At 37.6% G+C, this 26,826-nt stretch carries 25 protein-coding genes and 1 pseudogene; 21 read left to right on the top strand and 5 right to left on the bottom strand.

The window, feature by feature from the left end:
• Window positions 1-357 precede the first annotated feature (357 nt).
• The 3 genes from CWR48_RS02550 (at window position 358) to CWR48_RS02540 (ending at window position 2,978) form a co-directional block, all read left to right on the top strand.
• Complete coding sequence (locus CWR48_RS02550; protein WP_115771479.1) at window positions 358-1,323, top strand: aromatic acid exporter family protein; 966 nt, start codon at window positions 358-360, stop codon at window positions 1,321-1,323.
• A 264-nt stretch (window positions 1,324-1,587) separates the two neighbouring features.
• Window positions 1,588-2,151, top strand: a complete 564-nt coding sequence (locus CWR48_RS02545; RefSeq protein ID WP_115771478.1) for a helix-turn-helix domain-containing protein — start codon at window positions 1,588-1,590, stop codon at window positions 2,149-2,151.
• Entirely contained in the window at window positions 2,052-2,978 is a 927-nt protein-coding gene (locus CWR48_RS02540) for an IS3 family transposase (RefSeq protein ID WP_115771477.1), read from the top strand. Before CWR48_RS02545 ends, CWR48_RS02540 begins: the two co-directional genes overlap by 100 nt.
• Before the next feature lie 122 nt (window positions 2,979-3,100).
• Here the strand turns inward: CWR48_RS02540 and CWR48_RS02535 are convergent, their stop codons facing one another.
• Entirely contained in the window at window positions 3,101-3,724 is a 624-nt protein-coding gene (locus tag CWR48_RS02535) for a TetR/AcrR family transcriptional regulator (RefSeq protein WP_170140670.1), read from the bottom strand.
• A gap of 230 nt (window positions 3,725-3,954) precedes the next feature.
• On the opposite strand from CWR48_RS02535, the gene CWR48_RS02530 reads away from it, so the two are divergent.
• From CWR48_RS02530 to CWR48_RS02520, 3 genes are all read left to right on the top strand, one after another.
• Entirely contained in the window at window positions 3,955-4,686 is a 732-nt protein-coding gene (locus tag CWR48_RS02530; protein ID WP_115771475.1) for a glucose 1-dehydrogenase, read from the top strand.
• 29 nt (window positions 4,687-4,715) lie between these two features.
• Window positions 4,716-5,489: an SDR family NAD(P)-dependent oxidoreductase gene (locus CWR48_RS02525; protein ID WP_115771474.1), complete on the top strand. Its 774-nt coding sequence runs from the start codon at window positions 4,716-4,718 to the stop codon at window positions 5,487-5,489.
• Between the two features lie 307 nt (window positions 5,490-5,796).
• Window positions 5,797-6,774: a nuclease-related domain-containing protein gene (locus tag CWR48_RS02520; protein ID WP_115771473.1), complete on the top strand. Its 978-nt coding sequence runs from the start codon at window positions 5,797-5,799 to the stop codon at window positions 6,772-6,774.
• A gap of 253 nt (window positions 6,775-7,027) precedes the next feature.
• Here the strand turns inward: CWR48_RS02520 and CWR48_RS02515 are convergent, their stop codons facing one another.
• Both CWR48_RS02515 and CWR48_RS21135 read right to left on the bottom strand, forming a co-directional pair.
• On the bottom strand, window positions 7,028-7,489 hold the full coding sequence (locus tag CWR48_RS02515) for a hypothetical protein (RefSeq protein ID WP_115771472.1): 462 nt from the start codon (window positions 7,487-7,489) through the stop codon (window positions 7,028-7,030).
• A gap of 80 nt (window positions 7,490-7,569) precedes the next feature.
• A complete protein-coding gene (locus tag CWR48_RS21135) occupies window positions 7,570-7,677 on the bottom strand; it encodes a helix-turn-helix transcriptional regulator (protein WP_425453861.1) in 108 nt (35 codons plus the stop codon).
• Between the two features lie 396 nt (window positions 7,678-8,073).
• On the opposite strand from CWR48_RS21135, the gene CWR48_RS02510 reads away from it, so the two are divergent.
• Together CWR48_RS02510 and CWR48_RS02505 are read left to right on the top strand one after the other, a co-directional pair.
• Window positions 8,074-9,156 (top strand): Gfo/Idh/MocA family protein, encoded by a 1,083-nt coding sequence (locus CWR48_RS02510; RefSeq protein ID WP_115771471.1) that lies wholly within the window; start codon window positions 8,074-8,076, stop codon window positions 9,154-9,156.
• Between the two features lie 16 nt (window positions 9,157-9,172).
• Window positions 9,173-10,180: a Gfo/Idh/MocA family protein gene (locus CWR48_RS02505; protein ID WP_115771658.1), complete on the top strand. Its 1,008-nt coding sequence runs from the start codon at window positions 9,173-9,175 to the stop codon at window positions 10,178-10,180.
• Window positions 10,181-10,376: 196 nt separating this feature from the next.
• On the opposite strand, the pseudogene CWR48_RS02500 reads toward CWR48_RS02505, so the two are convergent.
• Window positions 10,377-11,585 (bottom strand): annotated as a pseudogene (locus tag CWR48_RS02500) (CynX/NimT family MFS transporter).
• A gap of 373 nt (window positions 11,586-11,958) precedes the next feature.
• Here CWR48_RS02500 and CWR48_RS02495 point away from each other — a divergent pair.
• The 13 genes from CWR48_RS02495 (at window position 11,959) to CWR48_RS02435 (ending at window position 25,763) form a co-directional block, all read left to right on the top strand.
• Window positions 11,959-13,161 (top strand): YecA family protein, encoded by a 1,203-nt coding sequence (locus CWR48_RS02495; RefSeq protein WP_115771470.1) that lies wholly within the window; start codon window positions 11,959-11,961, stop codon window positions 13,159-13,161.
• Window positions 13,162-13,607: 446 nt separating this feature from the next.
• Window positions 13,608-14,876 carry an alcohol acetyltransferase gene (locus CWR48_RS02490; protein WP_115771469.1) on the top strand — a complete coding sequence of 423 codons (1,269 nt, stop codon included), beginning with the start codon at window positions 13,608-13,610 and terminating at the stop codon, window positions 14,874-14,876.
• 1 nt (window position 14,877) lies between these two features.
• Window positions 14,878-15,597: a DUF6320 domain-containing protein gene (locus CWR48_RS02485; RefSeq protein ID WP_115771468.1), complete on the top strand. Its 720-nt coding sequence runs from the start codon at window positions 14,878-14,880 to the stop codon at window positions 15,595-15,597.
• 135 nt (window positions 15,598-15,732) lie between these two features.
• Window positions 15,733-16,365: an HAD family hydrolase gene (locus tag CWR48_RS02480; protein WP_115771467.1), complete on the top strand. Its 633-nt coding sequence runs from the start codon at window positions 15,733-15,735 to the stop codon at window positions 16,363-16,365.
• A 55-nt stretch (window positions 16,366-16,420) separates the two neighbouring features.
• Window positions 16,421-17,014: a Crp/Fnr family transcriptional regulator gene (locus tag CWR48_RS02475; protein WP_115771466.1), complete on the top strand. Its 594-nt coding sequence runs from the start codon at window positions 16,421-16,423 to the stop codon at window positions 17,012-17,014.
• Between the two features lie 89 nt (window positions 17,015-17,103).
• Window positions 17,104-18,072, top strand: a complete 969-nt coding sequence (locus CWR48_RS02470; RefSeq protein WP_115771465.1) for an NAD(P)-dependent alcohol dehydrogenase — start codon at window positions 17,104-17,106, stop codon at window positions 18,070-18,072.
• A gap of 282 nt (window positions 18,073-18,354) precedes the next feature.
• Window positions 18,355-18,858, top strand: coding sequence for an Lrp/AsnC family transcriptional regulator (locus CWR48_RS02465; RefSeq protein ID WP_115771464.1), 504 nt, complete (start codon window positions 18,355-18,357; stop codon window positions 18,856-18,858).
• Entirely contained in the window at window positions 18,855-20,060 is a 1,206-nt protein-coding gene (locus CWR48_RS02460) for an aminotransferase (RefSeq protein WP_115771463.1), read from the top strand. Before CWR48_RS02465 ends, CWR48_RS02460 begins: the two co-directional genes overlap by 4 nt.
• Before the next feature lie 222 nt (window positions 20,061-20,282).
• Window positions 20,283-21,134: a hypothetical protein gene (locus CWR48_RS02455; protein WP_115771462.1), complete on the top strand. Its 852-nt coding sequence runs from the start codon at window positions 20,283-20,285 to the stop codon at window positions 21,132-21,134.
• Window positions 21,135-21,166: 32 nt separating this feature from the next.
• The gene (locus CWR48_RS02450; protein WP_115771461.1) at window positions 21,167-22,042 is read left to right on the top strand and encodes a DUF3307 domain-containing protein; all 876 of its coding nucleotides are present in this window, start codon (window positions 21,167-21,169) and stop codon (window positions 22,040-22,042) included.
• 436 nt (window positions 22,043-22,478) lie between these two features.
• Window positions 22,479-23,039 carry a YdcF family protein gene (locus CWR48_RS02445; RefSeq protein ID WP_245976705.1) on the top strand — a complete coding sequence of 187 codons (561 nt, stop codon included), beginning with the start codon at window positions 22,479-22,481 and terminating at the stop codon, window positions 23,037-23,039.
• 92 nt (window positions 23,040-23,131) lie between these two features.
• Window positions 23,132-24,490 carry an FAD-binding oxidoreductase gene (locus CWR48_RS02440; protein WP_115771459.1) on the top strand — a complete coding sequence of 453 codons (1,359 nt, stop codon included), beginning with the start codon at window positions 23,132-23,134 and terminating at the stop codon, window positions 24,488-24,490.
• Between the two features lie 490 nt (window positions 24,491-24,980).
• The gene (locus CWR48_RS02435) at window positions 24,981-25,763 is read left to right on the top strand and encodes an ABC transporter ATP-binding protein (protein WP_115771458.1); all 783 of its coding nucleotides are present in this window, start codon (window positions 24,981-24,983) and stop codon (window positions 25,761-25,763) included.
• A gap of 478 nt (window positions 25,764-26,241) precedes the next feature.
• Here CWR48_RS02435 and CWR48_RS02430 read toward each other — a convergent pair whose 3' ends face one another.
• Window positions 26,242-26,493: a GlsB/YeaQ/YmgE family stress response membrane protein gene (locus tag CWR48_RS02430; protein WP_115771457.1), complete on the bottom strand. Its 252-nt coding sequence runs from the start codon at window positions 26,491-26,493 to the stop codon at window positions 26,242-26,244.
• Between the last annotated feature and the right edge of the window lie 333 nt (window positions 26,494-26,826).

Here is a 26,826-nt window from a genome sequence, read left to right as displayed (position 1 = left end):
CTGTCACTTCCCGATTTTTGTCGAATGCAAATAGTAAATGTTAAGTGAAATTAGAAAAATAATTAAATAGTAAAACGTATTTGATTTCCGTTGAGGGATCAAATGCGTTTTTTATTTAGAGATATATCTTTAATATTTTTGGTGCCTGTCACTCCCCGAGTTTTGTAAAAATTTGTCGAAGAAATGGAGTCTGCTCCATAACTTAAATATGCAAGCATGATATTTTTGTACACATTTGATTATGAGGATTAAACGCAGTTATCAATAAATTTGATTTTCCGATTTAAACATTTATTATCTTGCAGTTTCTAAAGTAATATGCAACCATATAGATAGAAAAAGTAGGTGGTGCTTCGTATGGTTGGCATGGGTTATCGGACGATGAAGACTGCTGTTGGAGCTGGGCTGGCAATTTGGATTGCGAGTTTACTCGATTTGGAATTCGCGACATTTGCGGCAATCATCGTCATTATGTGTATCGAGAAGACAAAGAAAAAGACATTAAATACAATCCAGAAAAAGTTTTTTGCATCACTTTTATCCTTGATTCTTGGTGCAGTGTTTTTTGAAGTATTTGGCTATAATCCAATTGTCTTTTCTATATTTATTTTATTATTTGTTCCAATCCTTGTAAAAACTCGCATACAAGGCGGGTTTGTCACAAGTATGGTAGTTGTTCTACATATTTATACATTGAAGAATGCTAACTTAGATATCTTTCTCAACGAGCTCTATATTATTTTCATTGGCATGGGAATCGCCTTGCTCGTCAACAGCTTTATGCCGAATTTCAAGAGAGATATTGAAACATATAAGGAGAAAATTGAGCAAAAGTTTGAAGTTATTCTCTATGAATTCGCCGCCTATTTACGTGATAGTGAGCGAAACTGGGACGAGAAGGAAATCATTGAAGTAGAAGAAATCATTAATCAATCCAAAAGCATTGCCATTCAGGATGTAGAAAATCATCTGTTAAGAAAACAAAACAGAGATTATTATTATCTGGAAATGCGTGAGGACCAACTGGAGCTATTAAAACACATGATAACAATCGTTCCCATTGTCTCCTCATCTGATCTACCTGTAAAACAGAAAGAAATGTTTGCTGTTTTTTTGGAGTATTTAAGTCTAAACGTTGATCCAAGAGATACAACGGAAATCTCATTAAATAGGTTAGAGGAATTGAAAGCGGCGAACCGCGAGACAGAGTTGCCAAAAACAAGGGAAGAATTCGAAATCAGGGCGAATCTATTTTATTTGATATTTGAAATAGAAAATTACCTAAACATCAAGAAGAAGCTTTTTGCTAGAAGAAGTAGATAGTGGTTTCTGTTCGGTGTCCCTAGCTGAGATTACGGGAAGCAATCGAGGGTAATTCAATAAAAGTTAGAAGTTCATAAATTTGTGCTCGAAGTTCACATTGAAATTGCCGGAGTTCACAATTATAGTGCTCGAAATTCACAACTCAACATTAGGAAGTTCACAATTTCAAGTTGGAGAGGCATTGTTCAATTCAGAAATGCTTGGACAATAATGTAGTGCACCCCAAAAGTTAGAGTGAAAAACTAACTTTTGGGGTGTTTATTTATGGCTAAGTATAGTGATGATTTAAAGATAAAAGTAGTTAAGGAATATCAAGAGGGATATTTAGGAATTAGACCTTTAGCTAAGAAGCATGGAATAAAATCAAAATCGGAAGTTGGTAGATGGATACAATTATATGAAGAATTTGGTGTTAATGGTTTAATAAATAAGGAACATAAGCAATCTTATTCTGTTCAATTTAAGCTAGATGTATTAAGATTTATAGAGAGAACAGGTTCTTCAGAGATGGAAGCAGCCCTTCAATTTGAAATGAAGAATTCCACTCGAATAGCTTCATGGAAGAAAGCTTATCGAGAAGGTGGCGTTGAGGGCCTGTCTAAACCGAAAGGGCGGCCAAGCATGTCTGATACATCTAAGAACAGAAATAACAAGCAAATTAATGAAAATAAAATGACATACGAACAAAAATTAGAAAGAGAAAATGAGCTTCTTCGTTTGGAGGTAGAATACTTAAAAAAGTTGCGAACTTTTCAGATGGATCCGGAAGGCTATCTCGAAAAGCACAAGCAGCGTTATCACTCGAAATCAAAGAAGAATTCCAATTAAAAGATGTTTTACATGTAGTCGGTATCCCTGAATCCTCTTATCATTATCATATAAAAAAGATGAAAGAGAAGAACCCAGATCTGGAACTAGAGGAGCTTATCCAATCTATTTTTGATGAACATAACGGGAATTATGGTTATCGTCGTATTCAAGATGAATTGAAAAATCAAGGATATTTAGTGAATCATAAAAAAGTTCAACGTATCATGAAGAAACTATGCCTTAAAGTAATTAAGTTTTGGAGAAAAACACGTAAGTATAGTTCTTATAAAGGTAATGTTGGAAAGGTTGCGAGAAACCGTATTAATCGCCGATTTAATACAAATGTTCCCCATCAAAAATTAACAACAGATATCACAGAATTCAAATGTACTGACGGACTAAAATTATATTTGAATCCAATTATGGATATGTTTAATGGTGAAATTCTTTCGTTTGGGATAAGTAATCGCCCAAATTTAAAACTTGTGATGGAACCTTTAAATGAAGCTCTAGGAATCGTAAAAGGCTCTAAGTATCGAACAACAATTCACTCGGATCAAGGCTGGCATTATCAACACAAAAAATGGGTAAAGACCCTAAAGAAAAACAAAGTTTTCCAAAGTATGTCACGAAAAGGAAACTGTCTAGATAATTCGCCCATGGAGAACTTCTTTGGATTATTAAAACAAGAAATGTATTATGGAGAAGCATTATGTACTTTTGAAGAACTAAAAAGCAAGATTAAGATATATATACATTACTATAATAACAAACGTATTAAGCGAAAATTGGCTGGCATGAGTCCAATTCAATACCGCATTCACACCAGCCAATTAACTGCTTAATAAAAACTCTAACTTTTGGGGGTCACATCATAAACCTGTCCCTCCTCTAATTTCTAGAGCACCTGGACAGACCATAAGATTCCAAAATCAGCGAAGTAAGCTATTGGAATCTTTTTTATGTATCATCTTATAAATGTCTTATCTATATTCCTCGTCTCATATTCCCTTAATGGATGATAGTTTATAATTCTAATTAATTGATTTGCCATATCGTGTGAAGGCGTTTTAAAGTCATCTTTTATCCAGTTAACGATTAAACCCCAGACACCGTATGCCCGATAAGTAATAAAATAATCATCATTTATATCTGTTTGTTGGTTTGGAAAGTAGTTGATATCGTTTTTATGTAGCTTTATAAGTGTATTGATGAATTTTTCTTGAAAACCTGGTATACCTTCCGAACCCTTCCATAGCTTGTAAAAGTCCGCATTTTTCAGAATATGGTCAAAAATAACTACATTGGAAGGAGATAGAGCATCTACTTTTACAAAATTATTATTTTTATAGGGGAAACGAAATGCTGTGGTTAACTCATCTATCATATCATCAACTAGTCCATTTGCTAACTCCTCTTTATCTTGGTAGTGACGATAAAATGTTGTCCGATTATAATCAGCTAAATCTACAATATATGTAACGGTTATACTTCGGTAACCTTTTTCATTCATTAGCGAGATTAATGCTCGTTTAAGATTACGTTTCGTTCTTCGTATACGCCGATCTTCTACAGCATGAATTAATAGCATGAGCTTCCCTCCAAGATTTATTATGAATGATGCAACAGACTGCATACATGTGTTGCATAACGATACAACTTAGTATTTATTAATGATTGATAATAGTTTCTAAGCATTTATACTAATGATGAGCTTTAGGACAAACGTCATATTGTAAACGCAAACAATACTACGTAGTTCTATTTTATCATCGTATCACTGATTCATCCAACTAGTGGGTGTAACAAAGGAGGAGTAAAATGAACAGATTAGAAGATAAAGTAGTGATTGTGACAGGTGGAGCAAGAGGTATGGGTGCTAGCCATGTTAGAAGGCTGGTTGCGGAAGGTGCAAAGGTTGTTGCTACAGATATATTAGAAGAAGATGGCAGGAAACTAGAAAGTGAGATTGGTAATAATATCTTATTTTTAAAGCATGATGTATCAAGTGCATCCGACTGGGAAAATGTCATTCAGAAAGCGGAAGCAACTTTTGGTCCGGTTAATGTTTTAGTAAACAATGCAGGTATTGATATACCAGAAATAGACCTTGAGGAATATCCTGAAGAGACATATCGGAAAGTTATTGATGTGAATCAGGTATCGGTATTCCTAGGAATGAAGTATGTTGTGCCATCAATGAAAAAAGCTGGTGGAGGATCAATTGTAAATATTTCCTCACTTGCTGGAATGATTGGGGCGAATAAAAAAGTTGCGTATACTGCTTCTAAATTTGCTGTAAGGGGAATGACGAAAGCGGCAGCACTCGAACTTGGTGAATACGGGATTCGTGTAAATTCCGTACACCCGGGATTCATCCGGACGCCGATGACGGAAGCGCTCATTAACGATGAACTAGAGAATATGTTCCCACTTAAAAGGGCAGGAGATCCTGAAGAAGTTACCAATTTAGTATTATATCTGGCTTCTGATGAGTCAAGCTATTCGACAGGTTCAGAATTCATTATCGACGGTGGGTTAGGCGCACAATAATAAATCAACATAGAAAAGGAGAATTTGATATGAGTAGATTAGAAGGTAAAGTTGCGATTATTACAGGTGCAGCAAGTGGGATGGGCCTAGCTGGTGCTCAAGTTTTTGCGAAAGAAGGAGCAAAGGTAGTTGCAACAGATGTTGTTGGTGATGTTTTAAATGAAAGAGTGAAGGAAATAGTTGCAAATAGTGGGGATGCGATTGCATATCATTTAGATGTATCCCAACCAGAATCATGGAATGAAGTAATTGAAAAGACGATTGAAAAATATGGGAAAATTGATATTCTCATTAATAATGCTGGTATTCACATGGCAAAAGGTATTTTAGAAGCAGAATTAGATGATTGGAATAAAGTGATGTCTATCAACTCTACTGGTGTATGGTTAGGAATGAAGGCAGTTATTCCACATATGCAAGCAAATGGCGGTGGTTCGATTATTAATACATCTTCCATTGCTGGAATCGTTGGTGGGGTTGCCGATGCTGGAGGAGCTGCTTATAGTGCATCGAAAGGCGCAGTTCGTTCATTAACAAAACATGCTGCACAATGGTTTGGAAAGGACAATATCCGCGTGAATTCTGTTCATCCAGGTGCTATATTTACTGGTTTAGCTGAAAAAGTGGGAATTCATTCTCAAGAAGAAATGGGTGCTAATTACGCAGGGAAAGCGGCATTAAAGCCATATGCTGGTGAAGCTTTGGATATTGCCAATGCGTATTTATTTCTAGCATCAGATGAATCGAAATACGTAACAGGATTAGAATTAGTTGTTGATGGTGGATGGACAACTAATTCGTAAGAGGTTAAGAATCTAATAAACGGATATGATGTTTTCCTATCATATTCGTTTTTTTTTGGTGTGCGGCGATAGGTTTTCACAAATGATAGAAGTTTACTTTTAAGTGCTCGAAGTTCACAACTGTAGTGCTAGATGTTCACAACTCAAGCGCTCGATATTCACAACTTAACTGTCACAAGTTCACAACTTGCGATTAAATAGAAATCATTTGTTTATCAAATTTTGTTGTATTAGCAGGAATTTATGATGCTAGGGTGGAATAATACAATAGTTAAGGAAGACATTTTAAAGGGAGGGCAGGATTTACTTGTTCATTAAACCATTTACAATTCCCAAACACATCCTGGAAATGGAGGCATTAGCCAAAAGATTAGTGCCGATGCATCCGGAAAAGCAAAGTATAACATTACAGGCCGGAAATATTCGAGCGGGGTACGATGGGGAATTATCACTCCAATATCCTCTTAGTTTTCTTCCGTATCATCAATACCTTATTTTCCACTATATAAGAATACCTGACTCGAACGGCTTCTTTCAAATTGATTTATTGATCTTATCCACCAATTTCATTCTGATCATAGAAGTGAAAAACATAAGAGATACCATTACTTTTGATGAAATGGGTCAATCGGTTCGCAAAAGTGGTGATAATGAAACCATTTTTAGCAACCCTATTGATCAGGTGAACTTACAGCACTTACGTTTACTTCATTGGATTAGGAAATTTGAGTTTCCCCCAATTCCCATTGAAAAAATAGTCGTCTATAGTAACCCTTCAACACTCCTCAAAAATAGATCGAACGACTCAACAATTCCGAAAATAACGATAAGGAAGGAAAAATTATTATCCAAGATAGAGGAGTTAGCCAGTAAATATGTAACCCCTAGTTTTAATGAGGAACAATTAATTGATTTGACAGCTCAACTACTCGATGCTCATGTTCCAGAAAAAGCAAATGCTATGAAAAGATATGGTATCGCGAATGAGGAACTGCTGATGGGAGTGATATGTCCGAGATGTGAGGCAATTCCGATGAACTGGAGCTATGGGAGATGGACTTGTATATTTTGCGGATGTAAATCAACATCAGCGCACAAAAAAGCACTGGCAGACTATGGATTGCTTGTTAGCAACTTGATAAATAATAGACAAGCAAGAGAATTTTTAATAATAGATTCCGAGCATACTGTAAGAAGACTACTGCAAAAAGAGGATTTAGATAAATATGGTAGGTCGAGCGGACGTAAATATATTATCGATCCGGAAAAGCTGATGTTTTCTTGAGAGACAGTGATTTAGGTTAAAAGTTAGGTGCTCTCAATTAAGTGCTCGAAGTTCACCGTAAAGTCGCTGGAGTTCACAATTGAAATGTTAGATGTTCACAACTGTAGTGCTCGAAGTTCACAATATCCGATGACTTGAAGGCTTCCAGCTCATGGAGGTGCTCTTAGCCTTGATCCACTAGCGCATGCCAATCTACAAGCATCAAAATTAGAAAAGGGAATACCCAACACATCCTAAAACGTGTTGGGCATCCTTAATTATAGTCCCATAGAATCTTCCAGGAATCTTCGGTATTCACTACATAAACCAGCTGTGAAAAGTTAAATTTGCCATATTTTCCTTTATAACTCTGAATCACATTGAATTTATAAACCCCCTTCAAAGTTGGTAAATCCTTTGCCATCTTCCACTCATCTAATTTTTCAATTTCCTCGACTGTATATTCAAACGTCTCCACACCGAAATGTCCCATAAAGACATGCGCACGATCCGTTATATAAGTTGTTTTATTCCATCTCTCTTTCATGAGAGGATGCAATAATTCCCATGAATCGGTGAAATTTGCCTCCTGCTCATAACTATAAAATTCATTCACAATCAACCGTGCCTGGCGACTTGGAGAAAACAGCGTTGTTCTAAGGATGAATACGGCAATAAACAAAATAATGACAGAAGCAGCGAGAAGTATGATGGTTGAATTATGACTTTTCCTCATGTATACCTTCTCCTTCGATAAAAGCGCTCATATAACAGGATATGGGTAGATTGAGGAATTTATTAGTTAAATCAGGAATATCAACGAAATTTAGAAAACTCTCCTGGTGGTATTCCTTCTTGCTGTTTGAAGGTGCGGATAAAGGTGTTTACATTTTTGTAACCGACCAATGAGCAAACTTCATTCACTTTATGATTTCCTCATTAATCTTATTTTTCTGAAAATAGTGGCGTTCACAATATTATACAGCATAAAACATATACAAAAAGCAGATTCATATGCAGAATGGTATATAAATAACAAATTAAGTAAAAGATGGAAAAACGATATTGTAGGTATGCTATGTAAACGCTATAATAGTGAGTGTTAAGGCACTTCTCTATTGTTAGCTCCCCCTGAAAACGTAACAATTGACGGTTGTAGTTAGTGCAGATTGAAAGGTGGTGTGATACGTTCGGTTAGAAATTAAGAAAGTATAGAAACTTTCTTAAGTACAACTAAGGCTGTCACCAAAAGGCATGCTGACAATCACATTTTCTAATAGTTACAATGCTTTAAAAAATAAAAAATAGAGGATGATTCTAATGACTGAAAAATTAAACGTAGCGATTATTGGATGTGGAGGTATTGCAAATGGGAAACATCTACCAAGCTTAAAAATGGTAAAACAAGTCGAGCTTGTTGCTTTTTGTGATATTGAAATAGAAAGGGCGGAGAAGGCTGCCAAAGAATATGGTGCAACCGGTGCTAAAGTATACAACGATTACAAACAATTATTGGATGATACTACAATTGATGTTATCCATGTTTGTACACCGAATAATTCACATGCAGAAATATCTATTGCTGCACTGGAATCGGGTAAGCATGTAATGTGTGAAAAACCGATGGCGAAAACATCAGAAGAAGCGAAACGAATGGTGGAAGCTGCTGAAAGAACAGGAAAGAAACTAACAATCGGTTACAATAATCGCTTTCGGACGGACAGTCAGTACCTACATAAGGTTAGCAGACGGGGTGATTTAGGAGAAATATACTTTGCAAAAGCACATGCGATTCGCAGACGTGCCGTTCCAACCTGGGGAGTATTTCTAGATGAAGAGAAACAAGGTGGGGGACCATTAATCGATATTGGTACACATGCACTGGATTTGACTCTTTGGATGATGGGCAACTACAAACCAAAGGCAGTAATGGGGTCTGTCTTTCACAAGCTTGGTAAGCGAAAAGATGCTGCAAATGCATGGGGACCGTGGGATCCTGAGAAGTTTACGGTGGAGGACTCAGCCTTTGGATTTATAACTATGGAAAACGGAGCAACCATTATACTTGAATCAAGCTGGGCGATTAATTCGCTTGATGTTGATGAAGCAAAATGCTCGCTGAGTGGTACTGAAGGCGGAGCAGATATGAAGAATGGACTAAGAATAAATGGGGAAAATTTCGGTAAGCTCTATACAACCAATGTTGAACTAGGCGCGGATGGTGTTGCCTTTTATGATGGAGATGCAGAAAGTGATGCAGAATTAGAAGCGCGTCTCTGGATTGAGAGTATTTTGAATGATACGGAACCGACAGTTAAACCATCCGAGGCATTCGTTGTAACTCAAATATTAGAAGCAATCTATGAATCTGCGAAAACAGGGAAAGCAGTATATTTTAATTAATGGAAGGGGTAAGGATATGATTAATGTCGCGTTATTAAGTAGATGGCATGTCCATGCAGATGATTATGCAAGGGAAGCAAGGGAGAATGAACAAATAAACATTGTTCAGGTTTGGGATGAAGATCAAGAGCGGGGAGCCGGGTGGGCTAATGAACTCGGCGTTCCATTTGAAAGCGATTTAGAAGCGGTTATGTCTAACCAAAATATTGATGCTGTGATTGTGACGACACCAACAAATATGCATAAGGACATCATTATGACAGCCGCAGCCCATAAGAAACACATTTTTACAGAAAAAGTATTGGCATTTACGATTGAAGATTGTGAAGAAATCTATCATAGTGTGGAAGAAAACCATGTGAAATTGATGGTATCATTGCCTCGTTTGACAGAAAGTGATTATTTGTACGCCGATCAAGCAATTGAAAAAGGATGGCTTGGGGAACTAACCATGATACGCTGTCGACTCGCACATAATGGCGGTGTTGCAGCTGAGGATGCGGAGCAAGGATGGCTTCCTGCTAGATTTTATGATAAAGAGAAAACGGGTGGTGGTTCGCTTATAGATCTTGGTGCACACCCAATCTATTTGACGAATCGACTAGCAGGTCCGGTACAAGCAGTATATGCCCGCCTCCAGCCACAGGTTAGTGAGAACGTTGATGATAGTGCAGCTGTTGTCGTTGAATATCATTCAGGGGCAATTGGCATTATTGAAACGGGATTCTTATCACATGGCAGCCCTTTTCAATTAGAACTGTATGGAACGGAGGGAACGCTTATGTTGAAAGATGGGGAAGCAAGTCTGAATAGTATTCATGTCAGTAATAATCAGTGGGTGAAGTTAGAGGAAGAATGGATCGATGCCCCTAAACCAATGGAGCAATGGGTGACAGCCATTCAGTCAGATACTTTACCAGTAATTACGAAAAAAGATGTGATGGATTTAACATTAATTAATCAGGCAGCAATTCTTTCTAATAATCAGGGAAGGCGTGTGGAAATACGAGAAATTACGGAGTAAAATTTTCAAAGATAGATTAGGAAATGATAAGAATTGGATGTTTAATATCATTGTAAACAAATTATCCGTTTACAATGATATTATTGATCCGTCTTTTAATTGAGAGGATTGAACTTCAGCTTATAAAAAGTGAACAACATCACCAAACGCATGCTGACTACATAAAGAATGACAACAAGTAAATCATAACCCCACACTAATCCAATACATACTTATTCCTTCCAGCACCTAATCCAAACAGCATGATTAAAAAGGAAATAATGATAATTGCAATTAATGATACCGTCCACATTTTGGTGAAGTCAAATAAATAGCCGATGAGAATTGGACCGATTGCTGCAAAAATATAGCCTAAGGACTGCGCCATTCCAGACAACTCTGCGGCCTGCACGGGACTCTTTGCTCGAATTGCCAAAAATGCTAGTGCAAGGGAGAAAGTGCCAGCTAGTCCAAAACCAATTAGGATAATGCTAAACATCATCATTGCAAAGGAATCACTGAATAGTAATCCGCCATATCCACAAAGGGTCATAAAAGGCAATGCAACGGCAATACTGCGCTGTGACGCCATTTTTCCTGCTAGAATCGGCACGATAAAGTTAATTGGTACGCCAATGAACTGCGTAAATGCCAGCATCCAGCCTGCAGTATCCAAACTTAATCCTCTAGAATAGAGAATTTCTGGAAGCCAGGAAATCGTCACATAGAATATAAACGACTGCATTCCCATGAAGCCTGCGATTTGCCAAGCAAGTGGGGATTTCCGTATTCCTTTTCCACTAGAGCGATTAGATCTTAGATCTGTTTGATTGCTTATTCGATTTTTACTAGATAGGTAGATCCAGATAATGATTCCGATGATCGCAGGTATTGTCCATGCAAGCAATGCAAGTTGCTATCCAAGATTCAGTCCACTAGCTAATGGAATACTTAGTCCAGAAGCAGCAGCGGCAAACATTCCCATTGAGGTAGAATAAACACTTGTCATCAGCCCTACTTTTAATGGGAATTTATTCTTAATCAGACCTGGAAGCAATACATTTAATATTGCTATCCCAACTCCGACTAGTATTGTTCCAGCAAAAAGCAAGCTAACATTTGTTATAGACCGAATACTAATTCCGATGAACAAGACGACTAATCCATATAGCATTGTTCGTTCATACGAAAGGCGATTTCCAATTTTCGGTGCAATTGGTGACATAATCGCAAATACAATAAGCGGCAAACTAGTCACAAGTGCTGCACTCCAATTGAATAAACCAACATCATCCCGAATGAAGCGGAGGAGAGGGCCGACAGATGTGATTGCAGCTCGCAAATTGAATACAATCACGATAATTCCAGTGATTAATAGAAATTGATATAACTTATTTTCTTGCTTTGATGTATTCTCTAAATCCATTACAAATCCTCCTTTATTTTGCCCACTGGTTCGTTTGAGATTAATATGGATTATTAATAGTTTACGATCCATAAATATACTCTATCTTATCATAATGTAATTAAGAAGTGCTTGGGATTATCGCTGTCAGGCGCTACGATATCATCAATAAAGTGAAACTTCATTATTTTGGGGTTTTCTTCATCCCCCACTTAATGTTAGTTGAACAGAATCGGGACTTTGACTTTCTGTTGATCCTCCACTCACAATTCTTGATTTTTCTCGAATTTTTGAAGTGGGGGTCTTACAGCCAGTTAATTCGGGATAAAATCCGTACTTAAGTATCTGGCATAAGTTTGGTATAATAGATGGTTGGAAGGTAGTGAAATATATTATGAGTTACAAAATAGATAAAGGATTAACAAGCAGTGTGCAAGAGGGGCTAAAAGATATGCAACGTGATATCGATGAAAAGGAGTATAAGAAACATTGGAGTCCAATCAGTGTTCCACTTACATTGCATGCAGGATTACGTACATATACAAAATCCGAATTAGATGATATAAGGAAATATTTGGGAATTAAGAATGCAAGTAGTTTGAAAAAGGCTGAATTAAGTGCATTACTAGAAGAAAAAATCCCTGGTTTAATGAAGACGTTTTTCCTTCAACTAGATTACGAGCGTTTCAATTTATTATTAAAAATCGCTCGGAACGGTGGCTATATCGAATCCCCGGATTTAGATTCTCAACAAATCAATTATCTTCGTGCCAGTGGGTTAGTCTTTACTGGTACATTTAATGAAAAAAATATTTTGGCAGTACCTATGGACTTGGTCGAATCAATACTATTAATAGGTACAGATGTACGCGTACGTTCAGCGATAAAACGAAATACCAATTGGATTAAGCTTACAAGAGGTTTATTGTATTATTATGGGGCATTAGATCTTTCACAGTTGGAAGAAATGGTGGAGAAACATACGAATGAGGCATTAAGCACACTTAATTATATTGAAGTGATTTATGATGCCGTCTCTTATCGTGTGGACCTCCAGTTTGAAAATGGAGTCTACTCAAATAGTAGAGTATCTGATTCTAAAAAAGTAATAGAAGAACACCAGTCCAGAGCCAATGTGCCATATTATCCATTTACTAAAAATGAGCTTCTTACAGCTGGTGAGCCGGAATTTGTTGATCGGAATGAGAGTTATTTACAATTCGTTTCCTTCATCATGAGCCATTATGATATTGAACGGGAACAGGCAGAAACCTATGCGGAAGCATGCGAATATGCTGTAAAGAATGATCAAAATTCAAATGAGATCTTGCAATATTTAGGAAGCGTGCTTGAATTACAGTCATTGGAAACGGTTCAGGTGTTAATGGATCAGCTTGTTCATTTGTTGAATAATACAAGGAAATGGATTCTTAAAGGCCATACATCAATGGAGTTAAGCTCAAATCGTAACCAAGCATTGCCAAATTCGGCATCAGACCATAATCATGAAGCAGGAAAGAAAAAGATAAAAATAGGCAGAAACGACCCATGCCCATGCGGCAGCGGAAAAAAATACAAAAAATGCTGTGGAAGATAAGGTGCCAGCGTTCTTTTAGGTGCCTGTCACTTCCGAGTCTTGTCGAATAATGTAGATAAAATATGGAAAGGGGCGGCTCTCAAGCTGTCAACCTAACAGGAGAAGTGTTTACGGCACTTCTCCTGTTTGTTTTACAAAACTATAAAATTTATCCCGCGTTATTTATCTTCCCTCAACTGCAAAGAGGTTCAATTAAGGGCGTCACTAAACAACCTATGATCTATGGGCGCAGTCTGTATGGCTTGATATAATTGAGAAATAACCGATCGGATACAACAGCGAAATTATATTTCCATCCTCGTTAAAGCTCCACCTCATAATGTGACAGATCAACGGTTACAAAACGACAATTGATCTGACAAGCATCAGTGTGGCACCAGCCTATTTTTTTGCCCCTTCGATATGGTACAATTACCTTTCAATAATGAGAGGACGAGGTGAGAATAATGAATGATGACAAACTGTGGTATCGACTAGATAATGCTGGAAAACTATATTCATCCATTATCTCCTCCAGGGCAACCACTTTATTTAGATTATCCGCAACACTCACCACTCCAATTGACCCAGTCCTGCTACAAAGCGCACTGGAATCTGCATTGGAACGTTTCCCATTTTTTAAGGTTCAATTGAAGCAGGGGTTCTTTTGGTATTATTTTGAAGGAACGAAGCAAATACCAAAAGTGGAAGAAGAAATTTATTATCCATGTATGAGTTTATCCATAAAGAAGCGTGGTTCTTTCCCGTATCGTGTTTATTATTTTAACAACCGAATTTCATTGGAATTATCACATAGTATGACGGATGGTACAGGTGGGCTGAAGTTTTTATATGAACTCGTGAAGCAATACCTTCATTTGAAGGAGTCGGTGCCACTAAAACGAGAGACAATCAGTAATACTCAGCTTCGACTAGAAACAGAAAATTCCTTCCGAAAGTTTTATAATAAAAGTATTCCAGCACCGAGATCCCGGTCTGGTAATGTCTTTAAACTTCCAATTCAATTAGATAAAAAGGGGTATTATCATATCGTTACTGGTATTATTAGTGTGGAAGAGTTAAAGAAAAGAGCAAAGGAATATGATGTTTCGATTACAATTTTGCTTACCGCTGTATATATCCAGAGTCTGTTAAAAATTCAAGAAAGGACTTCGAGACGAAAGCGGCCGATTGTAATCAACGTCCCAGTTAATATGCGTTCCTTTTTTGAAACGAATACAATGCGGAATTTCTTCGTAAGTATAACGCCAACGATTGATGCTAGGCTTGGTGAATACGAATTTGAGGAAATTATTCAAGAGGTAAAAATTGAATTCAGCCGTTTACTTACACCGAAAAAATTAAAACAGTATATTAAGCGAAGTGTCATCAGCGAGAAATTCTTGGTCCTACGATTGATGCCATCTCCGATTAAGGATATTGTTGCTCCATCTATTTATTCCTTTTTTGGGGAGGGGCAATATACAAGTGGCTTGTCCAATCTGGGCATTGTAAGCGTGCCAAGCGAAATGGAACCGTTTATCGAAAGAGTAGAGTGCTATCCACCTCCAAGTATCGGGAATAAAGTGAAAGCAATGCTAATTAGCTATAAGCAGCATGTCTATATTTCTTTTGGCAATTTATCGAAAGATCGAATGCTTGAGCGGGAGTTTTTTCGCAATATTCGTGAGCTTGGAATTGAAGTGACCATTGAAACAAATGATGAGGAGAGTTAAGATGGCCTATTGTCCAAAGTGTGGAATAAAAGTGGAGGGAGATAACCAGCCATGCCCACTATGCAGTTTCCACATTCCAAAAGTAAATGAAGAAAGGGAAGCTATTGTAAGCGTCCGCAAATTCCCCAAAACGGCGAACCCTTATCCAGCTTATCTAAGAAGGGTGCTAAACCGAATTTTTATTTTCCTATCCTTATTAGTACTCGTGGCTGTTTGTCTAGTGTTCTATATTGATTATTCGCTAAATGATATGTTTACATGGTCAAGATATAGTAACTTAAGTATTCTTGCTGGCTGGGTCGTTTTATACTTTTCATTCGGTTATGTTCAAAGCTTTTATAAAGTAATTATCGGCATCGGCCTGGATGCATTCGTATTATTATTTGGTCTGGACATTTTCAATGGCAGGCTTGAGTGGTTTTTTCCATTAGCATTTCCAATTATTGCCGGGGCAACGGTGATAAGTGTCAGTTACTGGAGTGTTATTCGCGCACTATCTGTAAGAGGCTTTAATATGATCGGATATTTCTTTATGGCGATTGTGATTCTTTCAATGTGGATCAACTTCTTTATTCATAATTACCAAAATAAAACAAACCCTCTAAATTGGCTCATTGTCACGATACTGCAACTATTACCAGTATTATTAGTCATGATTTATGTTAAATACGGCATGCCCGAGCGCATCAAACAGAAAATTGCAAGGAAATTTCACTTGTAGATCGAGTACGGTGCCTGGCACTTCCCGAGTTTTGTCGAAAAATGGTAGATTAATTGAATATAGGAGCAGCTGGCATCGAAATAAAATGCAAAACTATTTCGTTTGGATTCAGATTTTTAATTAAGGAGCATATATATGGATAGTATTATTCTTGACTTGGATGGAACATTATGGGATTCAATAGATACAATCGCAGATGCATGGAACAACGTCATAAGCGAAAATAAACAAACCAGTAAGAGAATTACAAAAGATGATTTACGTCAGGTGATGGGGCTTCCCTTTGACAAATTAGGTGAGAAGCTTTTACCTGAATTGGAGAAGGGCATGCGAGCAGAGATTATTGATGCATGTTGTGATTTAGAAAATAGCTACTTGATTAAACAGGGTGGAATTTTGTATGAAAATGTGGAGCTAACATTAGAAATCCTATCCAGACACTATAAACTTTTTATCGTAAGCAATTGCCAGGATGGATATATTGAAGCTTTTTATCATTATCATGGTTTGGAGAAGTATTTTATTGATTATGAAAACCCGGGCAGAACCGGACTTTCTAAGGGAGAAAATATTAAGCTAGTAATAGAAAGGAATAAGCTAGTAAATCCTGTCTACGTTGGTGATACGGCTGGGGATCAGCAGGCTGCAAGAGAAGCAGGAATTCCTTTTATCTTCGCAGCATATGGATTCGGCGAAGTAACAGATTATGAATATCGTATTGATCGATTTGATAAGCTTGTAGAGACGATGAAATTGATTGAAGACTAAACAAGGTAGAATGAAAGTAAGTTTTCTTGATTGATAATGATGGAAGGGGTATAGCGTGAGGGAAAAACTGTTGAAGTACATGACTAATTTTACGACGCTTAGTGAAGAACAACAGCAGGAGATTTCTGAGGGAATTCTAATTGAGGAGTACAAAAAAGGTACCCATTTAATTAGGCAGGGCGACGATCCTACTATTAAATGCTATTTCGTATTGCAGGGCTGTGTCAGACAATATACGATTGATGAATCTGGAAAAGAGGTTACAGCAAATTTCTATACGGAGGAACAGGCAATCTTAACTTTTACCTTTCAGGATCTTAGCCAATCATCGAAATATGCGTTGACCTGTCTTGAGGATTCCATCATGGTTGTCGGAGATTTTGATACGGAAAAGGAAATGTATAACCAGTATTCTGAACTGGAAACGATGACACGTCAAATGATGGAAATCTACCTCGGCCAAGCTCAAAATGAATTCACTGCATTCATTAGTTCCACCCCCGAAGAGCGCTACAAGTCTATTATGAGTAAACGGCCAGATTTAGTCACCCGCGTTCCCCAGCATCAATTGGCAAGCTATTTGGGCATCACACCAGAGTCATTAAGCAGAATTAAGAAACGGATGAATCAAGATAAACGAAGAGTTTAGTTGCCATTCTTAACTTAAGTCAATGCCGCACTAATATTTCCCGATTACAATGAAGCTATCATATTCAATATTAATTTAGGGGGATACGTATGAAAGCGATTATTTCAAGTGAGTATGGTTCACCAGATACGCTTCAATTTAATGAGATTGAAAACCCAAAACCCGAGGATAATGAAGTACTGGTAAAAGTTCAAGCTGCATCCATTAATTATGGAAATCTGGTTCTATTGAAAGGTAATCCATTATTAGCCCGACTCGTGTATGGTATTCGAAAACCGAAATATACAATACCGGGTGGAGATATAGCAGGGACAGTGGAAGCAGTTGGGAGAAATATAAGCCAATTTCAACCTGGTGATGAGGTATTTGGTGATCTATCGAGCTCTGGATGGGGTGCATTTGCAGAATATGCAGCTGTCCCGGAAAAGGCAATCGCTCGAAAACCACTGAACCTATCTTTTGAGGAGGCTGCCGCAGTACCGATGGCAGCTGTTACGGCATTGCAGGCGATTCGGGATAAGGGGAAATTAAAGGCAGGGCAAAAGGTGTTGATACATGGTGCATCGGGTGGAGTAGGAACATTTGCAGTGCAAATCGCCAAAGCACTCGGCGCTGAAGTAACTGCGGTTGTCAGTACAAGGAATGTAAACCTTGCTCAATCTTTAGGTGCTGACCATACGATTGATTATACGAAGGAAGATTTTGCAGAACAGGAACAGAATTATGATCTCATAATCGGTGTAAATGGATCGCGGTCTATTTTAACGTATAAACGAAAATTGAATAATGAAGGCATCTTTGTAAACATTGGCGGCGGAGGTTCGCAATTATTTCAAACAATGTTGCTTGGACCATTGTTTGAAATCTGTGGTAATAAGAAAATAAGCTCCTTTATGCAAAGTCCTAATAAAAAAGATCTTGAAGTAGTAAGGGAACTAATTGAGGACGGAAAAGTCAAGGCCATTATTGATAAAATTTTTAAACTAAGCGAAGCACCAGATGCATACCGCTATTTTGATGAAGAACATCTGCAAGGCAAAGTAGTATTGCTTGTTTAGGTGCCTAGGGGAGTGCCAATCTGGCAGTGCATCATGTCCAAAAATCAAAATATAGGAATTTTTACTACAAGCTGAACTTTATTAACTTAAAAAATGGCAAAACTAGTAGTATAATGGTTAAAATACTTGATTTCTAAATAAACAGCAACGTGCTGGGAGAAGTCTTCTGACCAGATGTCCTGTTAGCCATAACTGCAGTGCTTCCATTCCGAAAAAAATGGCTATACGAAATCTTGTAAACGTAATAAACTGAAGTTCAGGCGACCCGATTGGAGGACAATGATGAAACTGACGAATGAAGAATTAGAATTATTAGCAATCCTTGAAGAAAATCATAAAGTATCGAATGAATCGATTGCCATGCAGCTTGGAACAAGTGTGAAACATGTCCAACAGCTGCTGGATAAATTGGAAAAGGAAAACGTGATTGTAAGCTATCCTACCCTAATTGATTGGAATAAAATAGCAGGAAAAGAAACGATAGTAGCAATGATTGATGTGAAAGTGACACCACAGCGTGGGGTTGGATTTGATGAGCTAGCGGAACGAATTTATCTTTACGATGAGGTTAGATCACTGTATCTTATGTCTGGCACATATGATTTATCTGTAACGGTCGAAGGAAAAACGCTAAAAGAAATTGCATTATTCGTGTCCAATAAATTAGCTACGATAGAAAATGTTATTTCAACAACAACCCATTTTATGTTGAAAAAATATAAGCATGATGGCGTTATTATTGAAGGAAATGAAGGTAAAGATCGCAGAATGGTGGTATCTCCATGAGTCTAGACTATCAACAATACCTTTCTAAGACTGCAATCGATCTCGCACCTTCTGGCATCCGAAAGTTTTTTGACTTAGCAGCTAGTATGGAAGGCGTTATTTCCTTAGGGGTTGGGGAACCTGATTTTATTACCCCATGGAATATTCGCGAATCTTCAATAGAAGCATTGAAGGATGGATATACTTCCTATACGGCAAATGCTGGATTATTAGAACTGCGTCAAGAGATTTCTGCTTATTTAAATCGAAAGTTTTACGTTAATTACCGGCCAGAAGATCAAGTGATTGTTACTGTGGGTGCCAGTCAGTCACTTGATTTAGCTTTTCGAGCGTTGCTTAATCAAGGGGATGAAGTCCTTATTATTGAACCGGCCTTCGTTTCCTATGCAGCGCTGGTGACAATGGCTGGGGGCACTCCAATTAGAATTGCCGCAAAAGTCGAAAATGGCTTTAAAGTGACACCGGAACAAATCGAAGCCGCGATAACGGATCGAACAAAAGCGATTTTATTATGCTCACCAAATAATCCAACCGGTACTTACTTGAACAAGGACGAACTCATGGACATTGCAAAGATCGTCCAAAAACATGACTTACTTGTTGTTTCAGATGAAATTTATGCAGAATTAACGTATGACGAAGAATATACAAGCATTGCCTCGATTCCGGGAATGTACGAAAGAACGATTTTGATTAATGGTTTTTCGAAGGGATTCGCAATGACAGGCTGGCGTTTAGGATTTCTAGCAGCCCCAAGCGAGCTTGTAGAAGTTATGATCAAAATTTATCAATATACAACAATGTGTGCACCACATATGTTACAGCGTGGTGCGATCGAAGCGTTACGCAATAGTTCTGAGCATGTAGAAAAGATGCAAAGGAGTTATCGGAGAAGAAGAAACTTTATTGTCCAATCATTGAATAATATTGGTTTGGACTGCCATACACCTGGTGGAGCGTTCTATGTGTTTCCCTCGATACAGAAGACAGGACTGAGCTCAGATGCGTTCGCCGAAGGACTGTTATTACAGGAGAAAGTGGCTGTCGTACCGGGAAATGCCTTTGGAGATTCTGGAGAAGGATATATCAGATGCTCCTATGCTGCTTCCATTGAGCAACTTCAGGAAGCAATGAACCGGATCGGCCGATTTGTGGAATCGGTAGGAGTGAAGAAGAGCAATGTATTCGATAAGGTGCTGTAATTTATCCCGAATTAATTTGCTGTAAGCCCCCCACTTAATGAAGTCTCACTTTATACGGTGCCTGGCACTCCTTAAATATATCTGGATGATAGTTTGGTCATTTTGTCTAACATATATTAAATTAGATTAATTCATCTAATTTCGTATATGTTAGACACTTTCATCGAACTTTTATGCTATACTCCATATTAAAGATGCAAAAAATTAGCCAGGGGGAATAAAGTGGAAAATCCGATATCGATTTTTATTATGGATATAACAAGCAGCTCAACAGACGGCAAGGTCGGAGAGGAATTAGAATTATATTTAAAAGAAGTCGTGAATATGGTGAAAATCTGGTCGGAAGATGTAGTAAATCTTAAAATTTCCCATCGCCAGGGAGATGAACTCTTCCTTATTAGTGAGAACTTTTCAACCGCATACACGATCGCATTTTACATAAGCAGAATTTGGAAATTTAGCGAGCATAAGCCTTATTTTGGCTTAACATTTGGCAACATCAACAAGCGAGTGATGGATATTGAGATTGAAACGTGGATCCATCCTTTAGTAAAGCAAGCTAGGATGGCAAATAATGAATTGAAACTAGCAACAGACAATCGGGAGAAATTTAAATTCAAACTAGACAATTCAAACCAAAATGAGCATTTATTGAGCCCGGCCCAAAACTCAAGATCGATCCACGCGACCATAATGAATCCTAAAAATCAGCCTCTATCAACGATTGAATCCCTAATTAACACATTGCTAGAAAACCAACATATCTTTTTCATGAAACAAACTAGATTACAGGAATTAATTACAGATTTATACCTTATCTTTATGCAGCAAAAGAAAATTGCGGTTTATTTAGATAAAACAAGTGCGACAATATCCAGTCACATTAATCGTGGAAATGGAAAGGAAATAATTAAGAACTTTAAACGGATATATGAAGCAATAAATTCCATTCAAATGTTTACTTTTCAATCGACGACACATCAGAATCCAAGTAAAATTCATGAACAGCTTGAGACAAGTATTCGAAAGTACCTAAATCATCATATCGATACATTGCTTTCGGAAAAGAATTAGTAAAGACAGTATTTTTAGAATGGAGGACAATCATGGCATTACTAAGCTTAATGCTTGCTCACTTCATCGCAGATTTTTACCTACAAAAGGATCGAATGGTAAATAATAAAGAAAAGTACTTACGCTTACACATGATGCATCATGTAATTTGTCTTCTAATTGCGTTGCTATTTATTTGGGGGAGAAATTATCAATATCAAGGAGTCTTCAAGCATGTATTTTTCCCGCTTATCATCATATTAATGACGCATTACCTTATTGATTTAATGAAAATAAAAATGGGGAAGTCACAGCGAGTAAAGGATTTCTTGGGGAGCTATCATGACCTTAAATTATTCCTATTTGATCAGATCCTCCATATTATTGTGCTGATGATTACCTGTCATTTGTTTTTCAATCTACCGTTTCATTTGGTATTTGAAAATGTAATTACATCATTCCAGACAGGAGTTTCACTAAGCCTAACGAATAATCTATTGTTTTTAGCTGTGATCATCATAGCTGCTACTTCCATTAGTGGTCATATTATTGCGAAAATGCTAGGTAATCCTTTGATTAACATTACTACTTTTGAAGGGAAAATTACATTCAAATCTGAATCGCTTGATGATAGGTCAGGTAAACTCCCAGAACTAGCTAGAGGGGTAAACGAGGAATATCATTATTTGCTTCTTAATAATCGATATAATCGTGGCAGGACCATCGGCTATATTGAAAGATTACTAGTGTTGATCTTAACCTATTATTCCGCTTATCCTGCGATTGCATTTATCATAACAGCCAAATCGATTGCTAGATTTAAACAGATGGAGGATCGAGATTTTGCCGAGTATTTTCTGTTAGGAACGTTGCTGTCGATGTTGTTTGGGATATCGTTGGGGTTGGTTGTAAGAATGGTGTTACGGTAAAGTCTGAATACCATCATAACAAAGCTCATTTAATAAAAAGGGTGAAAATGAATGATAGGTTACGGGAACAATTAATTTGAAGGGAATCTGATTATTATTTGATTCAATCCTTTCTATTTTTTCATTGCTTAGGAAACTATAAAATTGGTTGCTGTAGATAGCTTAATTACTGAGAATAGCCACGTCCAACTCCAGCGCTAAAGCTGTAGCGAGACTTCCCTCACCTCCGTACGATAAGTCAACATGAGATTTAAGAGGAAGTTCAGTTAAAGACACGACGACCTGTCGCAACACTGAACCACCCCACCCCACATCCTGTGGAGCGCAGTCCGTACACAGCTCAAACTAGCTTTAAGTTTTTGTTCCTATCCTATGGTATGATTGGCATAATCATCAATGAATTTTAAAGTAACAGGGAGCGTTGTTTCACTTGAGTATGATAAAAAGATTAAGCTACACCATTTCCATATTATTTGGCATTCTGCTTTTGCTGGTGTTAGCCAAGAAATTTCTAATCGTGAATGAAAAGCCGAAAAAGGCAGATGTGGTAATTATTTTAAGTGGTGGTCCGGGAAGGTTAGCAAAAGGTGTTGCATTATTTAATAGAGGCGATGCAGATCAGATGATGCTTTCCAATTCCAATGATGGAAGGACAACAATTCGGGAAGCGGTGGCGTTCGGCATACCAGAGGACAAATTAATTCCTGAGAAAAGAGCAACGACAACACATACGAATGCGCTCTATACACTAGAGCTAATGAAAGAAAGGCAATTAACATCGGCAATCATCGTTTCATCTGATTTTCATATGCGAAGAACGAAATATATTTTCAGTCAAGTATATAAAAATACAGGGATTGAGCTTACATTTGTTGCTGCACCATACTTGAGAAGCGGCTTTTTCATGAAAAAGTGGGAACTTCAGACGATTTTCTATGAATGGGTAAAGCTGATAGGGTATTGGCTACATGCTTATGAGCTTGTGGAGAAGGATTGAAGGTAGAACTGCTATCTATGATGCAAATTTTAGTTGAAGATATATAATAAGGGTATGATTCCGTTTTCACAAAATATGGGGGAGGAATGATCATGTCTTTACAAACAATCATCAACGATCCTGAAAGATTACTCCAAGGCGACCAGATTTCAGATGTGTATAAAAAGGATACGTATGTTGCAGATGTAGCTGAGGTGCAGGCAGTTGCATTGGCAAAAACGACAGATGAGGTCGTGATGCTAGTGAACTATGCAATCGAACAGGATTTGAAAATCATTGCTCGTGGTGCAGGGACAGGAGTTGCAGGTGCACAGGTTCCAATTCATGGCGATGAACTGATAATTGATGTCAGTCAAATGAAGCAGATTATTGGTTTAGATGAGGCGACGATGACGCTTACCGTCGAACCAGGTGTCCCTCTATCTGAGATTCAGGAATATGTTGAGAGCCGTGGGTATTTTTATCCGCCAGATCCAGGTTCGAAGCATTCGACAATTGGTGGAAATGTTGCAACAAATGCAGGCGGAATGCGCGCTGTGAAATATGGAACAACACGTGACTATGTCCGGGCAATCGAGGTTGTCCTGCCAACCGGAGAAACCGTTGAATTAGGAAGCTTAAATATAAAAAGCAGCTCTGGCTATGATTTGAAAAATCTCCTCATTGGCTCAGAAGGGACGCTTGGGATTATCACGAAGATTAAGCTAAAAGTCCTGCCACTACCGAAATACAAGAAGTCCGTCCTACTGGCATTTGATTCTGTAACAAATGCCACGGATGGTGTTTTAACGATTTTAGCTAATGGAATCGAACCGACAGCATTAGAGCTTTTTGAAAGAGGAACAATTGCATATAGTGAAAAATTCATGAAACAAAATCTGCCGATTCAATCTGGTGATGCATATATTTTAACGACATTAGATGGCAATGAAATGGAATCGATTACAAAAAGCGTCCAGGCTGTGAAACAGCTTTTGCAAGACAAGGCAATCGCGACGCTGTCTTTAAATGCGGAGCAGGAAAAACAAGCATGGAAATTGCGTGATACGATTTTAGTTGCTCTAATGGAATTTACCGAATTTGAGATGCTTGATGAAGTTGTGCCAATTAACCGTTTTGCAGAAATGATAGGTTACACGAAAGAACTCGAAGAAAAGCATGGCATTCGCGTCATAAACTTCGGTCATGCTGGGGACGGAAATATCCATACGGTTCTGATGAAGGAGGATTTGGATCACGCAGCATGGCTTGTTAGAAGGGAAGCGTTTTTAGCTGATTTATATAAAAAAGTTGCGGCACTCGGTGGCTTACCATCGGCAGAACATGGGATTGGTATTGTTAAAAAAGCTTATCTTGAAAAAATGATCGACCCAGTTGAACTAGACTTAATGCGAAAAGTAAAAAATGCAATCGACCCAGATAATCGATTGAATCCAGGTAAGTTGGTGTAGATTTTAGCTTAGGGTTGTTCTCTGTCACTCCCCGAAGCTTATCAAATTTACATGCCTAAGCATCAATTACAAACAAGAACCTCCACTGATTGAAGAATTAGATATGCCTCTACTTTTCCTTAGTGATTCATATTAAACACTCGGGGGAATAGAGGCATTCTTCTAAATTATTGGGAATTTATGCAACATGTGAAAGATTAATTTTGCTGCATATTGATATTGCGAAGTTTTTTCTCATGGAACAGGAAAGTACAAAAAAATTCCTGTTTTAATTCTCTAGACAATAGAAGCCACGTCCAGCTCCAGCGCTAAAGCTGTAGCGAGACTTCCCTCACCTCCGTACACAGCTCAAACTAGCTTTAAGCTTTTGTTCTTTGCTATTATTGAAAAGTTACAAAACACATCATTTCCAATTCTTTCACAAACTGTTAAAATAGATGAAATAATAAGATTAATATGTTTAGTCGATACAGATTAAGAGGTGAGTAGATTGGATAAAGTAATTAATATACAGAATGTGGATTGGCAGAGAGATGGAAAAATGATTCTTTCTGATATTAATTGGCAGGTTAAGCGAGGGGAGCATTGGGCTGTACTTGGTCTAAATGGTTCCGGTAAGACGACACTGCTAAATATGATTAATGGCTATATTTGGCCAACGACGGGGCATGTATGTATATTGGATCAGCCCTTTGGTAAAACCGATATTCGTGAATTGCGTAAATCGATTGGCTGGGTAAGTTCTTCATTACAGGAAAAAATCAATGGACGAGAGTATGGCTCGAATATTGTTGTCAGTGGAAAGTATGCCTCAATCGGCCTGTATGATGAGCCTAAAGCAGAGGATTTCAAGCGTGCAGGGCAATTGATGGAACAGCTTGGATGCAGCCACCTAATGGAAAGAATGTATCAAACATGCTCACAAGGGGAGAAGCAAAAGTTACTAATTGCTAGAGGTTTAATGGCATCACCAGAATTACTCATATTAGACGAACCAACAAATGGATTGGATTTTATTTCTAGAGAAGGATTATTAGCTGAAATCCAACAGCTAGTCACCCAAGAAGATGCACCGACCATCATTTTGGTCACCCATCATATTGAAGAAATTCTCCCAATCTTTACGAACACCTTATTGCTTCGTAATGGGACTGTATTTAATCAAGGAAGAAGCAAGGATGTTTTAACAAGCGAAAATCTTTCGCATTTCTTTGATACTCCATTGGAAGTTTCATGGAGAAAGAATAGGGCTTGGATGACAATAATTGATTAATTTTGCTAAATATTTCCTGGGGAATTATGATTTATTTTCAATTTTATTAAATGTATCGATAAAAGACGACATACCTTAACCCATCATTTACTGTTTTAAATTCAAAACCATATAATCGTTCGGAGTGCATTTTTAAATATTTTTGTGCAGTGTCTTGCATTTTAGAAAGCTTTTCAGCCGATCTAACGATAGCGAGCAGGAAATCGGTTCTGCGATTATATACAAGAATGCCGATTGTTGCTTTTGTGTTAATCATCATTGGTGTGTGGTTAATATTTGATCTGGATAAAAAAACAGATGATATGTACGATGAGTTAGAAGCTAGAAAGGCACAGTCTTAATATTAGACTAGTTCCAGTTTTAGTTTTGTCAAAATAATAACCTGAGAAATATTATTAATCCAAATAAAGAGCCATTTCGAAAAAACGGAAATGGCTCTCTGTGTTTCATGTAAACGGGCTGTCTTTTTAATATCAAATCAATTTTTTCTCATTGCTCTCATAATTAGACTTACGACAAAAATAAGTACAATTGCGCCAATCAACGCCGGAATAATATAAAACCCGCCAATCTCAGGTCCCCAGTTTCCAAGTAGTGATGAGCCAATCCAAGCGCCGATAAACCCAGCAATAATATTACCTATAATGCCACCTGGTATATCCTTTCCAGCAATTAGACTACCGATCCATCCTAATATTCCACCAATAATTAAACTCCATAAAAATCCCATGTTTGTTCTCTCCTTTTTTGTGTATATTATCTTTATAACCTAAAATGCAATTTTATAAACAAAATAAATAAGTTATTAAGTAAAGAATCCTGAGATGAGTTGGAAATAGGATGATATATCTTAGGGAGATAAGCTTAGTAAGCCATTCTATTTGAACCTCTAGGTATTTTAGAGTGATTCAAGACTGGATAAACGCATTCCTTAACAGCTAAACCGCAAATATCGACAAAACTCGGGAAGTGCCAGTGCTTAACCCCCTTATAATGGACAATAGGATATAATAAAAATACGTCATATCAGACATTATAGGGGGAATATGGGATGAGTAAAAAT

The sequence above is a fragment of the Oceanobacillus arenosus genome (assembly GCF_003369575.1).
Lineage (GTDB): Bacteria > Bacillota > Bacilli > Bacillales > Amphibacillaceae > Oceanobacillus > Oceanobacillus arenosus.
This window is presented reverse-complemented; position numbering and strand designations above follow the sequence as displayed.

Bases quoted from the DNA above. Each gene is read 5' to 3' on its own strand.
- CWR48_RS02550 (WP_115771479.1), top strand. From the start codon at position 358: ATGGTTGGCATGGGTTATCGGACGATGAAGACTGCTGTTGGAGCTGGG.
- CWR48_RS02545 (WP_115771478.1), top strand. From the start codon at position 1,588: ATGGCTAAGTATAGTGATGATTTAAAGATAAAAGTAGTTAAGGAATAT.
- CWR48_RS02535 (WP_170140670.1), bottom strand. From the start codon at position 3,724: ATGCTATTAATTCATGCTGTAGAAGATCGGCGTATACGAAGAACGAAA.
- CWR48_RS02530 (WP_115771475.1), top strand. From the start codon at position 3,955: ATGAACAGATTAGAAGATAAAGTAGTGATTGTGACAGGTGGAGCAAGA.
- CWR48_RS02525 (WP_115771474.1), top strand. From the start codon at position 4,716: ATGAGTAGATTAGAAGGTAAAGTTGCGATTATTACAGGTGCAGCAAGT.
- CWR48_RS02515 (WP_115771472.1), bottom strand. From the start codon at position 7,489: ATGAGGAAAAGTCATAATTCAACCATCATACTTCTCGCTGCTTCTGTC.
- CWR48_RS02510 (WP_115771471.1), top strand. From the start codon at position 8,074: ATGACTGAAAAATTAAACGTAGCGATTATTGGATGTGGAGGTATTGCA.
- CWR48_RS02505 (WP_115771658.1), top strand. From the start codon at position 9,173: ATGATTAATGTCGCGTTATTAAGTAGATGGCATGTCCATGCAGATGAT.
- CWR48_RS02495 (WP_115771470.1), top strand. From the start codon at position 11,959: ATGAGTTACAAAATAGATAAAGGATTAACAAGCAGTGTGCAAGAGGGG.
- CWR48_RS02490 (WP_115771469.1), top strand. From the start codon at position 13,608: ATGAATGATGACAAACTGTGGTATCGACTAGATAATGCTGGAAAACTA.
- CWR48_RS02485 (WP_115771468.1), top strand. From the start codon at position 14,878: ATGGCCTATTGTCCAAAGTGTGGAATAAAAGTGGAGGGAGATAACCAG.
- CWR48_RS02480 (WP_115771467.1), top strand. From the start codon at position 15,733: ATGGATAGTATTATTCTTGACTTGGATGGAACATTATGGGATTCAATA.
- CWR48_RS02470 (WP_115771465.1), top strand. From the start codon at position 17,104: ATGAAAGCGATTATTTCAAGTGAGTATGGTTCACCAGATACGCTTCAA.
- CWR48_RS02465 (WP_115771464.1), top strand. From the start codon at position 18,355: ATGAAACTGACGAATGAAGAATTAGAATTATTAGCAATCCTTGAAGAA.
- CWR48_RS02460 (WP_115771463.1), top strand. From the start codon at position 18,855: ATGAGTCTAGACTATCAACAATACCTTTCTAAGACTGCAATCGATCTC.
- CWR48_RS02450 (WP_115771461.1), top strand. From the start codon at position 21,167: ATGGCATTACTAAGCTTAATGCTTGCTCACTTCATCGCAGATTTTTAC.
- CWR48_RS02445 (WP_245976705.1), top strand. From the start codon at position 22,479: ATGATAAAAAGATTAAGCTACACCATTTCCATATTATTTGGCATTCTG.
- CWR48_RS02440 (WP_115771459.1), top strand. From the start codon at position 23,132: ATGTCTTTACAAACAATCATCAACGATCCTGAAAGATTACTCCAAGGC.
- CWR48_RS02430 (WP_115771457.1), bottom strand. From the start codon at position 26,493: ATGGGATTTTTATGGAGTTTAATTATTGGTGGAATATTAGGATGGATC.